The 12,861-nt window shown below is 57.7% G+C and carries 10 protein-coding genes; 5 read left to right on the forward strand and 5 right to left on the reverse strand.

Translation table 11 applies throughout. From position 1 onward, the window contains the following. Positions 1–18 precede the first annotated feature (18 nt). The 5 genes from folD to M728_RS26770 all read right to left on the reverse strand — a co-directional run bounded on the left by folD (position 19) and on the right by M728_RS26770 (position 4,832). A complete protein-coding gene (gene folD / locus M728_RS26750) occupies positions 19–918 on the reverse strand; it encodes a bifunctional methylenetetrahydrofolate dehydrogenase/methenyltetrahydrofolate cyclohydrolase FolD (RefSeq protein WP_026622754.1) in 900 nt (299 codons plus the stop codon). A 3-nt stretch (positions 919–921) separates the two neighbouring features. After that, positions 922–1,806 carry a formyltetrahydrofolate deformylase gene (purU, locus tag M728_RS26755; protein WP_026622755.1) on the reverse strand — a complete coding sequence of 295 codons (885 nt, stop codon included), beginning with the start codon at positions 1,804–1,806 and terminating at the stop codon, positions 922–924. Positions 1,807–1,859: 53 nt separating this feature from the next. Continuing rightward, positions 1,860–2,792 (reverse strand): electron transfer flavoprotein subunit alpha/FixB family protein, encoded by a 933-nt coding sequence (locus tag M728_RS26760; protein WP_026622756.1) that lies wholly within the window; start codon positions 2,790–2,792, stop codon positions 1,860–1,862. 23 nt (positions 2,793–2,815) lie between these two features. Continuing rightward, positions 2,816–3,565 carry an electron transfer flavoprotein subunit beta/FixA family protein gene (locus M728_RS26765; RefSeq protein WP_026622757.1) on the reverse strand — a complete coding sequence of 250 codons (750 nt, stop codon included), beginning with the start codon at positions 3,563–3,565 and terminating at the stop codon, positions 2,816–2,818. Between the two features lie 424 nt (positions 3,566–3,989). Further along, positions 3,990–4,832, reverse strand: coding sequence for an IclR family transcriptional regulator (locus M728_RS26770; RefSeq protein WP_026622758.1), 843 nt, complete (start codon positions 4,830–4,832; stop codon positions 3,990–3,992). Between the two features lie 437 nt (positions 4,833–5,269). On the opposite strand from M728_RS26770, the gene M728_RS26775 reads away from it, so the two are divergent. From M728_RS26775 to M728_RS26795, 5 genes are all read left to right on the forward strand, one after another. Further along, positions 5,270–6,910 (forward strand): hydantoinase B/oxoprolinase family protein, encoded by a 1,641-nt coding sequence (locus tag M728_RS26775; protein ID WP_026622759.1) that lies wholly within the window; start codon positions 5,270–5,272, stop codon positions 6,908–6,910. 13 nt (positions 6,911–6,923) lie between these two features. Further along, complete coding sequence (locus M728_RS26780; RefSeq protein WP_026622760.1) at positions 6,924–8,990, forward strand: hydantoinase/oxoprolinase family protein; 2,067 nt, start codon at positions 6,924–6,926, stop codon at positions 8,988–8,990. Between the two features lie 413 nt (positions 8,991–9,403). Further along, entirely contained in the window at positions 9,404–10,513 is a 1,110-nt protein-coding gene (locus M728_RS26785) for a polyamine ABC transporter substrate-binding protein (RefSeq protein WP_370906533.1), read from the forward strand. Between the two features lie 78 nt (positions 10,514–10,591). Next, complete coding sequence (locus M728_RS26790) at positions 10,592–11,584, forward strand: succinylglutamate desuccinylase/aspartoacylase family protein (protein ID WP_026622993.1); 993 nt, start codon at positions 10,592–10,594, stop codon at positions 11,582–11,584. 113 nt (positions 11,585–11,697) lie between these two features. Continuing rightward, complete coding sequence (locus M728_RS26795) at positions 11,698–12,801, forward strand: polyamine ABC transporter substrate-binding protein (protein ID WP_370906534.1); 1,104 nt, start codon at positions 11,698–11,700, stop codon at positions 12,799–12,801. Positions 12,802–12,861 lie beyond the last annotated feature (60 nt).

Raw genomic sequence — 12,861 nt, forward strand, 5'->3', positions numbered from 1 at the left:
AGCTTTCCTAGCCGAATATTAGAGTTGCAGCGTGTCTTGCCCGAGTGAACGCTGGGCGGCAATGACCGTATTCGCCATCAGCATGGCGATGGTCATCGGACCGACACCGCCCGGTACCGGCGTGATCACGCTTGCGACCTCGGCGCATTCGGCGAACGCGACATCACCGACGAGCTTGTTCTTGCCCTCGCCACGCTCGGGCGCCGGAACTCGGTTGATTCCGACATCGATGACTGTCGCACCGGGCTTGACCCAATCCGCCTTCACCATTTCCGGGCGACCGACGGCGGCCACCAGAATGTCGGCATTTCGGCAGACGGCCGGGAGATCCTTGGTGCGCGAATGAGCGGTCGTGACCGTTGCATTGGCGGCGAGGAGCAGCGCCGACATCGGCTTGCCGAAGAGATTGGAGCGGCCGATGACGACCGCATTGAGGCCCGACAAATCCTCGCCATGCGTACCACGCACGAACACCATGGCCCCGGCAGGGGTGCAGGAGACGAGACCACCTTTGAGATCGCCCGCCGCTACCCTGCCCACATTGACTACGTGCAAGCCATCAACATCCTTCTCCGGCCTGATCGACTGGATGACCGCCTCAGAACTTAGATGTTTTGGCAGCGGAAGCTGTACGAGGATGCCGTGGATGATCTCGTCGACATTCAAGGTCTCGACGAGCTGGGCGAGTTCTTCTTGGGTAGTCGCCTCGGGCAGCGTGTGCTGGATGGAGTGGAAGCCGCATTCCTTGGCCATGCGGCTCTTGGCCGAGACGTAGGCGTGGCTTGCTGGATCGTCGCCGACAATCACAACTGCAAGACCCGGCTTCAAGCCGGCGTTCTCTTCCAACACCGCAGTCGCGGACTTGACAACGCCAATCACGGAAGCGGCAGCCTGCTTCCCATCAATAATCGTAACCACGGTTCAACCCATCCTTTCGGACTTGTACGAGCCCGGGCTTGGTGGGAAGACAACGACACGGTTGCCATTGATGAAGCAACGGTTGTGTATATGGGCGTGCACCGCGCGGGCGAGCACCTGGCTTTCGACGTCGCGGCCGATCGACACATAGTCCTCGGCGCTCTGGGCATGGGTGATGCGGGCGATGTCCTGCTCGATGATCGGGCCTTCATCGAGATCGGCGGTGACGTAATGCGCCGTCGCGCCGATCAGCTTGACACCGCGCTCATAGGCCTGCTTGTACGGATTGGCGCCCTTGAAGCTCGGCAGGAAGGAGTGGTGGATGTTGATGATCTTCCCCGACATCTTCTTGCAGAGCGCATCCGAAAGCACCTGCATGTAGCGGGCGAGCACGACGAGCTCGGCCTCGCTCTGCTCGACGATCTCCATCAGCCGCGCCTCGGCCTGCGGTTTGTTCTCCTTCGTCACCTTGATGCAGTGGAAGGGGATGTCGTGGTTGACGACCACCTTCTGGTAGTCGAAGTGGTTGGAGACGACGCCGACGATGTCGATCGGCAGCGCGCCGATCTTCCAGCGGTAGAGCAGGTCGTTGAGGCAGTGGCCGAAACGCGACACCATCAGCAGCACCTTCATCCGAGAGTCACTGTGATGCACCCGCCAAGACATGCCGAAGGTTTCGGCGACGGGCTCGAAAACTCTTACAATTTCGGTTTGCTGCGCCCCCAACTCGCTGACGAAATGGAGACGCATGAAGAATAATCCAGTCTGAAGATCGTCGAACTGCGAAGCGTCAATGATGTTGCAGCCAGCTTCGGCAAGGCATCCGGTGACGGCGGCGACTATGCCGCGGGTGGATTTGCAACTGATGGTCAAGACATAGGAGGTCATAGTGATCCTGCTCTGGCGGACGTCCACTTGTGTTCAATGAGCTCGATTCGAGGTCAAAGTACATTTTCGATTTGGGGAAGGACGTCGAAGAGATCGGCGACGAGACCGTAGTCGGCAACCTGGAAGATAGGCGCGTCTGCGTCGTTGTTGATGCCGACGATGACTTTCGAGTCCTTCATGCCGGCCAAATGCTGGATGGCGCCGGAGATGCCGCAGGCGATGTAGAGATCCGGGGCGACCACCTTGCCGGTCTGGCCGACCTGCCAGTCGTTCGGCGCATAGCCGGCATCGACGGCGGCGCGGGATGCACCCACGGCGGCACCGAGCTTGTCGGCGACGGGCAGGATCACCTCCCTGAACTTCTCCGAGGAGCCGAGCGCGCGGCCGCCGGAGATGATGATCTTGGCGGAAGTCAGTTGCGGGCGGTCCGTGGATGAAAGTGAGTGCGACACGAAGTTTGAAATCGGCGAAGAAAAGGCTGCCGTCGAGATTTCCTCGACGGCAGCAGATGGGCCTTGGGAGGCCTGGGAAAAGGACGCCGTGCGCACGGTGATTACCCTTTTGGCGTCGGTCGACTTCACCGTCTGGACGGCGTTACCGGCATAGATCGGACGCTTGAAGGTGTCCGACGAGACGACTTCGGTGATTTCCGAGACTTGTGCGACATCAAGGAGGGCGGCGACACGCGGCAGCACATTCTTGCCAGTCGAGGTCGCCGCGGCGATGATCGTATCATAACTGCCTGCCAGCGACACGATGAGGTCGGCCAGCGGCTCGGCCAGATTGTTGGCGAGCTCGTCGCTCTCGGCGAGCAAAACCTTGGAAACGCCGGTAAACTTGGCAGCCGCGTCGGCAGCCGCCTTGGCGCCCCTGCCTGCGACCAGCACATGCACATCGCCGCCAATCTTGGAAGCGGCGGTCAATGCCTTGCCGGTCTGGTCGGAAAGGGTTGCGTTGTCGTGGTCAGCCAGAAGAAGAATGGCCATGGTCGTAAATCCTTTCTCGAACCTTAGAGGACGCCAGCTTCGGTCTTGAGCTTTTCGACAAGCTCGGCGACCGACTTGACCTTGACGCCAGCCTTGCGGCCGGACGGCTCTTCGGTCTTCAGCACTTTCAGGCGCGGCTCGGTGGAGACGCCGAAGTCGGCCGGGCTCTTCTTGTCGAGCGGCTTCTTCTTTGCCTTCATGATGTTCGGCAGCGAGGCATAGCGCGGCTCGTTGAGGCGCAGGTCTGTGGTGATGACCGCCGGCAGCTTCAGTTCGACCGTCTGCAGGCCGCCGTCGACCTCGCGGGTGACGTTGACCTTGCCGTCGCCGATCTCGACCTTGGAGGCGAAGGTGCCTTGGGCCCAGCCGAGCAATGCCGCCAGCATCTGGCCGGTCTGGTTCGAATCGTCGTCGATCGCCTGCTTGCCGACGATGACCAGCCCCGGCTGCTCAGCTTCGGCCACACCCTTGACGATCTTGGCGACGGCGAGCGGCTCGACCTGATCCTCGGTTTCGACCAGGATCGCCCTGTCAGCACCCATGGCAAGCGCGGTGCGAAGCGTTTCCTCAGCCTTGGCCGGACCGATCGATACGACCACCACTTCCTCGGCCATGCCGGCTTCCTTCAGGCGCAGTGCCTCTTCGACGGAGATTTCGTCGAACGGATTCATCGACATCTTGACGTTGGCGAGGTCCACACCAGAGCCGTCCGGCTTGACGCGAACCTTCACGTTGGCGTCTACGACTCTCTTGATGGGTACGAGAATTTTCATGGCTGCGCTCCGTCCCGTGCGTTGTGGCACTATGCAATATTGGATATTGTATTTCGTGTCAACAGCTGGTGCGCCGCCGAAATCGACAGTGTGGCCGTGCATGCCTCTATGGCGTGCATCCCCGCGGACGGGTTGGTGCCGCCGCGAGACGTCACGAGTGTGAAAAGGAGAACCAGGCCGAGCGCCCAGTGATGCAGGAGACCAAGCGGTAGCAGATGGGGAGGTTCGGTTTGCGAGATGCGGCCCCGAACCTACTACGGAATCGCCAGGCTTACGCGATTGGAGACCATGCGCGCCTTTGCCTTACGCTGATGCTGGATGAACGATCGTCCATCAACACTGCGGATAACTCGCAACTTTGTGTATGTCGGGCTGGCGACGCTCTGCTAACCGGTCATGGGCGGCGACTGTAGAAGCTCTTGGGCTACAATCGCCGGTACTGGGAGGCGACTTTCGACATCTGACGTGCGATTTCTACGGTTATTGGACTAAGTTCAGCTTCAACTTTGTCCACGTTCCAATTAGCGGTCGAGACCGCGATGTTGACTGCGGCCACTACTTTGTTGTCATAACCGAAAACGGGCGCGGCAGTAGAGATGTCTCCCAACATTGCCTCTTGGTTGGCAATGGCAAAACCTCTTTCGCGTACTTGCTCCAATCCTTCTTCAAGCTCTTTACGGTCTGAGACAGTGTAAGGTGTGATCGCGGCGAAGCTGGATCTTTCCAGGATCTCGTTCAGATCGCTCGACGGGAGATTTGCCAGAATGGCGCGGCCCGGCGCGGTTGCGTATGCAGGAAGGCGCGTTCCGATCGTCACGTAAGAACTCATCACGCTCCGGCTCGGGACGCGTGAAATGAACACGATGTCGGTGCCATCGAGTTCGGTAAGGTTCACAGTCTCTTGCGATTGCTTATTTGCCTCGAGCAAATACGGATACGTCGCCTCAACGATTGGGTTGCTGCGTAAATAGGCATTGCCGATATCCATCGCTCTCACGGATAACGAATACTGCCGCGTCGTTTCGCTGTGAGTTAGGTATCTCAAAGCTCGGAGAGTATATAGAACTCGTTGGGTTGCACTCTTGTTGAGACCGGAGGCCTCGGAAACCTCGGCGAGCGTCATCGGCCGAGGATTTGCGCAAAAAGTATCAAGGACGAGTAGTCCCTTTTCGATGGTTCCAAGATACAGCCGTTCGTCGATGTCCGGCTTTGCGAATGAAGCAGGAGAATTGACTCCCGACTTGCCCTTGCCGCTTTTCTCCAGCATCGTTCCTCACATATTTTTACAGAATGCGGTTCTGAATATTGCTATTCAATGTGCCTGTAAAGCTCCATTTTTGCCAGCTGGTCCGATCAGCGCTTTGGAAAAGTTGCGCATCGCGATCAGGCGGCAACTTTCATGTTGACCAATGACGCGGAGATCAATATATAATATTGCATAACAATAAGACGAGCGTTAGAAGTGGCTAGCAGGGAGGTCCAGATCTCGGCCTGAGATGTCTTTGCGGGAACATAGAGCTTGCGCGGGGACCCCGCACAAGCCCGAAAATTCAAGCGATGTTGCAACGGCGATCGGTCCGGGATCCGAATGTCGGCCGCAAGTCTCGGATGTCTCCAATGAGCCAGTCGCGGCAGCATGTCAGCTCCGCCAACACCACTAGCTCCTTCTAACAAGCGCATTCTTGAAACCGCGAAGGTAACGACATGAAGACATCGGTTGATCCTATTACGCGGTCAGTGATTCAGCATCGCTTGACCGCCATCGTCAACGAAATGGGCGAGGCCATGCTTCGCACCACCTACTCCCAGATATTGAATTCAAGCCGAGACTTCTCCTTGGCCATTGTCGACACACAGAACCGGCTGATTGCTCAAGCCGACCACATCCCCGTCCACGTTGGAGCGCTTCCTTGGGCGACACTCGCAGTTCAAGAGAGCTTTGGGCACGTCAATCCAGGCGATGTGTTCCTATTAAACGACCCTTATCACGGGGGCAGCCATCTCCCCGACCTCACAGCTTTCGTTCCCGTCTTTGATGGTCAAAAGCATCTCTTCTGGACCGTGGTGCGTGCGCATCAGTCGGACATTGGCGGCGCCACGCACGGCGGGTACAACCCGCATGCGCGCGAGATCTACCAGGAGGGCCTGCGAATCCCTCCCGTCAAGCTCTACGAGAACGGCGTGTGCAGGGATGACCTCCTGAACATGATTGCTCTCAACATTCGCAATTCACGCGACTTCCGGGGTGATCTTTCTGCCATGCTCGGCGCGGTGAGATTGGGCGAAATCCGGATGCAGAAATTATTCTCAGAGTTCGGCTCACCCATCGTCCTGCAGGCGATTGAGCAAATCCTCGACGCGTCAGAAGTTCAGGCCCGTAAAGCCGTATCCGGTTGGAAGGATGGCGTTTATTTTGGCGAAGCCTTCCTTGATGATGATGGTTTCGGACGTGAGAACATTCGGATCGCAGCCAAAGTTACAAAATCCGGCGACAGCGTCGAAATCGATCTTACGGATTCCGATGAGCAGGTCGTAAGCTTCCTCAATTCACCGTTCGCCGCCATGCAGGCGGCAGCATCGGTAGCGTTCTTTTTCCTCATCGATTCCGAGACGCCTAAAAACTCAGGAGCGCTTCGCCCCTTGTCGATCAAGGCACGCCAGGGAACGATCGTCTGGGCTGATGAAGGCCGTGCGGTATCAATGTGCACGAGTCATCCCTCTACGGAAATCATGCAAGCCGTGATGGTGGCAATGGCTGAAGCTTGCCCCGATCGTGTGGTTGCAGGCTGGGGAAAGCGCTTTCGTATTGCCATCCAGGGGCATAATCCAAAGTCTGGCCGTAACTTTATCTGGCACCTGTTCCACGCGCGTCCGGGCGGCGGCGCTTCGAGCGCTGGCGACGGATGGCATTCCGGTGGGGAATGGACGACAGTGGGTGGGTTGAGGTTTGCGAGCATCGAACTCACGGAAGCGCGTTATCCGCTGCATTTTCGTCAACATGAATTCGAACCAGGAACAGGCGGGGATGGAAGACATCGCGGCGGGCTCGGCACGCACCTCGAGCTTGAATTGCTGATTGACCGGTCGGCCGTCGCAAACACCGCAGGTGATGGAACGCGCCACGCTCCGCCGGGAATATTGGGCGGCGAGAGTGGCCATCCGCATCGTTACTTGTTGAAGCGCTCCGACGGAAGCGAGATTGCTCTCAAGACAAAAGACGTCGGAATCGATCTGGCTCCTGGCGACATCCTTGAAATTCACTCTTCCGGTGGTGGCGGCTGGGGTCGTCCATCGGAGCGTCCCGCTGAGTTTATTGCTCGCGATCGTAAGCTTGGTCTGCAGTGAAGGGTACCCAATTATGAAGAAGTTTAAGCTTGGCGTCGATGTGGGCGGCACTTTCACCGATCTGGTGGCAATCGACGACACCGGCCACACGGTCATTGCAAAGTCCCCTTCCACGCCCGAAGATCAGTCGATCGGCGTTATCAAAGGGCTGACGGTGCTCGCAGAACGAGCTGGCACGGACCTCAAGGGTCTGCTTTCCAACACTGAGCGATTTGTACACGGCACCACGGTCGCAACGAATGCGCTTTTGGAGAAAAAGGGCGCGAAGGTGGCGCTCATCACCACACACGGTCATCGCGACGTGCTGGAAATGCGAGAAGGCCTCAAGGAGGACCGGTATAATCTCCGCCTCCCACGGTTCGAACCGCTGGTCCCTCGCAATTTGCGTTACGGCCTGAAGGAAAGGATGAACTTCAAAGGGAACATTCTTCAAGCTCTCGACAGAGACCATCTGTCCGAAACCGTCGCGGATCTCAAACGCAAAGAAATCGGGGCTGTGGCGATATGCCTGCTGCACTCATATAAAAATGCCGAGCATGAGAGGGAAGTTGAAGCATTCTTGCGGTCAGAGATGCCGGATGTATATGTTTCGCGCTCGAGCGACGTCCTTCCGCAAATCAAAGAGTATGAACGCGTTTCGACGACTGTGGTGAACGCCTATGTGGGGCCCGCGGTAAAGCGCTACCTGACCAATCTCGAGAGCCGACTTCAAGAAGCGGGTTTCTTAGGCAGACTCTTTATCATCCTGTCCCATGGTGGGATGGCTCCAGTTGAGGAAGCATGGCGGATTGCCGCCGCAACAGTTCTGTCCGGTCCCGCTGGCGGTATCGCAGGTTCGCGCAAGTGCTCCCAGTTGCTGTCCATGCCGGACCTCATTCCTTTTGACATGGGGGGGACGTCAACCGATATCTCGCTGATCCTCGGTGGGCGCGCCATCCTTTCTGCGGACGGCGACCTTGCCGGCCAGCGTATTGCTCTGAAAAGCCTCGATATTGCCTCTATAGCGACCGGCGGCGGTTCAATCGGGAAGATCACCAGTTCCGGGCAGTTCGATGTTGGACCGGAGAGCGCAGGTTCTGTCCCCGGTCCCGTCTGCTATGACAATGGCGGACAAGAGATTACCGTCACAGACGCAAACCTTATTCTGGGTTATCTTGATCCGGACAACTTCTTGGGCGGAAAGAAAAAGCTGAACTATCCAGAAACGCTGAAGCGAATGGAAGAATTGGCCGAACGCCTCGGGGTAAGCGTTGATGCCGCCGCTGCGGGCATCTACCGCTTGGTCAATATGAAGATGGCGGATGGCATCCGAATCATGACATTGCGGCGTGGCGTTGACCCACGGCGCTTTACGCTCCTTAGCTTCGGCGGGGCCGCCGGACTACATGCTGTGTCTGTCGCGCGCGAGTTGGAAATTCCAAAAGTTGCCATCCCGACCGTCGCGTCCGTCCTTTCGGCATGGGGTATGCTGAACTCGGACTTGCGTTATGAGGTCAGCAGAACTCTGGTCGGAGAAGTTCGTGCTTGCGCGAAAGATATCGCGGGACTGTTCGCAGAGCTTGAACGAGAGGCGCATAAAAAGCTTTCCCAATGGTACGGCGACGAGATCAAATCGGTTTTCAGCGCAGAAATGCGTTACGGAGAGCAAATTTTTGAGATCGACGTTCCGCTGGACGGGATAGATGTTGGTTCGCCAGACTTCGCTGAAGCGCTGATTGAACGGTTCCATCATCAGCATGAAAAGCTGTACACTTACGCTCTTCGCGACCAAGAGGTCACATTCGTAAATGCCCGTGTTGCAGCCGTAGGCCCGGTCGAGTCGTCGACTTCTACCGAACCGGACACTTTGGCACCGCTCAATGGGTTGGAGCCGAAGACCGTCCGCCCCGCTTTTTTTGGAACGCGCGTTGATACTCCCGTATATCATATAGCCGAAATGGCTCCCGGCGCGACTGTCGTCGGGCCAGCAATCCTGGTTGCCGAAACCACGACAGTCATTATTCAGCCGAAGGACGTCGCCAAGGTGAACGGACTGGGATGGATTGAAGTGGATCTGGCAGGTTTGCACGACCGGTCCTGAAGTTTTCGCCCGGTGATCCTGTCGAGCGGCGGAACGACCGATCCCGCCGCTCGGATCCTATCCAATAGTGGGTGGTGGCGCCGGTGACCTGCGTGTTGCCGCTCCGAGTCCAAGCCATGCTCTTGGTGCTCCCGAGTACCTTCAGGGCAAGACGCGGTTATGCAGGCGATCCAAGGGAGCGCCTCCGCCAGAGCGGGATGCGCTTCCTCTCATCCCCGCCTCACGCCGCGGGTTGCACCGGACGAGATCGAGAGCCCGCAAGAACCAGAAGGTCGACCCTGTTTATGCACCGGCTTAGGCACGGACATTTTTCTCTTGACGCGGCTTCAAATTCCAATATACGATATTGGATAATAATAGAGCTTCTCTTGGCGCATCGCTGGGAGAAAGAGCCATCTTCAAAAGAAAGGGGAATGAACATGAATTCCACGGTTAGAAATCTCGCCTTCGGCGCAGCACTTTTGCTGTCCGCCGTGCCGTTCGCCGCTCAGGCAGAGGACGTAGCCGAGAACCTCAAGGGGACCGGCGAGGTCGTCATCACATCTGGCGGCGGAACCTGGGAGGCCGCTCAAAAGAAAGCCTTCTTCGATTCGTTCACGCGCGACACAGGCATCAAGGTCGTACTGGTTCCCGAAGATCATGCGAAGCTGTTGGCGTCGATCAAGCTCGGCCAGCCCGAGGCCGACATCACCGGAATTCCTGGCGGAGCGCTCAAGGGCTGGATCAACAAAGAGGCGGTCGAGGAGATCGACTACAGCTTCTTTGCCGACAACACCTTGGCAGGCATGCCCGAGCAGATGAAGAACAAGTATGGTGTTGGCGCCCTTGTCTCATCCGCAGTCGTCGCCTTCAACACCAGCAAGTTCCCGGATGCCAGCAAGCAGCCGAAGAACTGGGTGGACTTCTATAACGTGAAGGATTTCCCCGGAAAGCGCGCTCTGCCGAAATGCGAAAAGATGTTGGATGGTGCGCTGCTCGAAGGCGCGCTGATGGGAGATGGCGTTTCGCCTGACAAGCTCTATCCCCTCGATCTGGACCGCGGGTTCAAGAAACTTGCCGAGATGAAGCCCAATGTGGGTCGCTGGTGGGTCGCCGGCGCCGACGCTCCCCAGAGCCTGATCAGTGGTGAGGTTGACATCGCGGCAGCCTATAACGGCCGCATTTTCAAAGCGAAACAGGAGGGCGCGCCGGTGGAGCTCTCCTGGGATCAATCCCTTTTGCAGCTCGACTTCTGGGTGATCACAAAGAATTCGCCCAACAAGGAGAACGCCGCCAAGTTCCTGGCCTACATCTCCCAGGCCAGGCCCCAGGCGGACTTCGCAGAGGCGATCTCTTACGGTCCGGTCAACAACGACGCCTACAAGCTGCTCCCGAAGGACATGGTCAGCATCCTGCCCGGCTCGCCGGAACTCATCGAAAGGCAGGTCTTCCAGAACTATGAATGGTGGAACGAGACGGCTGCCGACGGACGCACCAACTGGGACGTCGCACTGGAACGCTGCGTCGCGATGCTATCGCAGTGACCATCATGCCGCTGCGGGTCGCCCGCAGCGGCCATCTCATGGCATCGCGAAAAGCTGCTGATCCGCCCGGAGAAGACAATGGAAATCACTGCTCTTGATAACAGCTGTGCTTACGGGAAGCCCGGGGTTTTCCGCGGTTCACTGCGCTTTGAAAGTCCGACTCTGGCCGAATACCGTTGGCCCCTCTGCGAAATCCGAGGAGAGAAGGTCGGCCCAAGACTGTGCATCTCTGCCGGGGTACACGTAAACGAAGTTTCTGCGATCGAAGCCGCTGTCAGACTTCAGCGCCTGTTCGACCCGGAAACCATTCGCGGGTCCGTTTCCATAATCCCGCTGATCAACCAGCCAGCCCTTTTTAAATACAGCGAGTACGTGTGCCCGATCGACGACAAGAACATCAATCACACATTTCCGGGTCAAAAGAACGGAACATTCTCGGAGGCTTTGTGTGATGCCATCGTAAATGAGTGGTCAGTTGGGTCGGATTGCTACGTCGATATGCACGGCGGTGACTTGCGAGAGCAAGTTTCCAGATTCGTACTTTACCAGAAGACAAACGAGCAGGATGTCGAAAAGAAGGCTCGCAAGCTGGCAATGTGCTTCGATGCCGAAATCGTTCTCGGCCTTCCGCGGTCCTACATGGATAAGCCGGGCCGACCCCCGACTGCTTTTGCGTGCCACAGCCGCATTGCTTTGATGTCGGAAGCGGGCTCGAACGGCCTGCTAGATGAGGAAGCGATTTCCTTTCACGTCGAAGGCGTGCTCAACATCGCGCGCACCCTTGAGATCCTCGATACGCCGGCCTCTTTATTCCGGAACGCTCGAGTTCCGTGCGACGACTACCTCTGGGTTCATTGTCCAACGGATGGCGAGTTCCATTCTGAGATCGAGCCTGGGAACCGGGTGGAGAAGGGTCAACGCCTCGGAACGCTTCGCAGCTTCTTCGGTGAAACTCTCGCTGAAATCAAAGCACCTGCCGCCGGACTCGTCCTCTGGCGGATTACCCATCCTTCTATTCCGAAAGGAGAACCGGTGCTGGCGATCGCGGTTGAGGAGCAGGCTCGGATTTGATGGATCCGGGCCGATAAAGAACTGAGATTTCTATTCGTGCGCCGGAGATCATGGCTCGGATCGTTGTCGGCGCCGGGAGCAAGAGCCATCTTCAAAAAGAAAGGGGAATGAACATGAACATCAGAATTAGGAATATCGCATTCGGTGCTGCACTGTTGCTGTCGGCCGTGTCGATCGCCGCTCAGGCAGAGGAAGTCGCCGAGAACCTTAAGGGGACCGGCGAGGTCGTCATCACATCTGGCGGCGGAACCTGGGAGGCCGCTCAAAAGAAAGCCTTCTTCGATCCGTTCACGCGCGACACGGGCATCAAGGTCGTACTGGTTCCCGAAGATCATGCGAAGCTGTTGGCGTCGATCAAGCTCGGCCAGCCCGAAGCCGACATCACCGGAATTCCTGGCGGAGCGCTCAAGGGCTGGATCAACAAAGAGGCAGTCGAGGAGATCGACTACAGCTTCTTTGCCGACAACACCTTGGCAGGCATGCCCGAGCGGATGAAGAACAAGCATGGTGTTGGCGCCCTTGTCTCATCCGCAGTCGTCGCCTTCAACACCAGCAAGTTCCCGGATGCCAGCAAGCAGCCAAAGAACTGGGTGGACTTCTATAACGTGAAGGATTTCCCGGGTAAGCGCGCTCTGCCGAAATGCGAAAAGATGTTGGATGGTGCGCTGCTCGAAGGCGCCCTGATGGGAGATGGCGTTTCGCCTGACAAGCTCTATCCTCTCGATCTGGACCGCGGGTTCAAGAAACTTGCCGAGATGAAGCCCAATGTGGGTCGCTGGTGGGTCGCCGGCGCCGACGCTCCCCAGAGCCTGATCAGTGGTGAGGTTGACATCGCGGCAGCCTATAACGGCCGCATTTTCAAAGCGAAACAGGAGGGCGCGCCGGTGGAGCTCTCCTGGGATCAATCCCTTTTGCAGCTCGACTTCTGGGTGATCACAAAGAATTCGCCCAACAAGGAGAACGCCGCCAAGTTCCTGGCCTACATCTCCCAGGCCAGGCCCCAGGCGGACTTCGCAGAGGCGATCTCTTACGGTCCGGTCAACAACGACGCCTACAAGCTGCTCCCGAAGGACATGGTCAGCATCCTGCCCGGCTCGCCGGAACTCATCGAAAGGCAGGTCTTCCAGAACTATGAATGGTGGAACGAGACGGCTGCCGACGGACGCACCAACTGGGACGTCGCACTGGAACGCTGCGTCGCGATGCTATCGCAGTGACCATCATGCCGCTGCGGGCCAGATTCGCTGGCCCCACGATCAAAGTGAGATTGTTGTTCG

The organism is Ensifer sp. WSM1721, assembly GCF_000513895.2.
Taxonomy (GTDB): domain Bacteria; phylum Pseudomonadota; class Alphaproteobacteria; order Rhizobiales; family Rhizobiaceae; genus Sinorhizobium.

Excerpts from the sequence above, each read along its gene's own strand:
- purU (WP_026622755.1), bottom strand. The coding sequence starts at position 1,806 with ATGACCTCCTATGTCTTGACCATCAGTTGCAAATCCACCCGCGGCATA.
- M728_RS26760 (WP_026622756.1), bottom strand. The coding sequence starts at position 2,792 with ATGGCCATTCTTCTTCTGGCTGACCACGACAACGCAACCCTTTCCGAC.
- M728_RS26765 (WP_026622757.1), bottom strand. The coding sequence starts at position 3,565 with ATGAAAATTCTCGTACCCATCAAGAGAGTCGTAGACGCCAACGTGAAG.
- M728_RS26770 (WP_026622758.1), bottom strand. The coding sequence starts at position 4,832 with ATGCTGGAGAAAAGCGGCAAGGGCAAGTCGGGAGTCAATTCTCCTGCT.
- M728_RS26775 (WP_026622759.1), top strand. The coding sequence starts at position 5,270 with ATGAAGACATCGGTTGATCCTATTACGCGGTCAGTGATTCAGCATCGC.
- M728_RS26780 (WP_026622760.1), top strand. The coding sequence starts at position 6,924 with ATGAAGAAGTTTAAGCTTGGCGTCGATGTGGGCGGCACTTTCACCGAT.
- M728_RS26785 (WP_370906533.1), top strand. The coding sequence starts at position 9,404 with ATGAACATGAATTCCACGGTTAGAAATCTCGCCTTCGGCGCAGCACTT.
- M728_RS26790 (WP_026622993.1), top strand. The coding sequence starts at position 10,592 with ATGGAAATCACTGCTCTTGATAACAGCTGTGCTTACGGGAAGCCCGGG.
- M728_RS26795 (WP_370906534.1), top strand. The coding sequence starts at position 11,698 with ATGAACATCAGAATTAGGAATATCGCATTCGGTGCTGCACTGTTGCTG.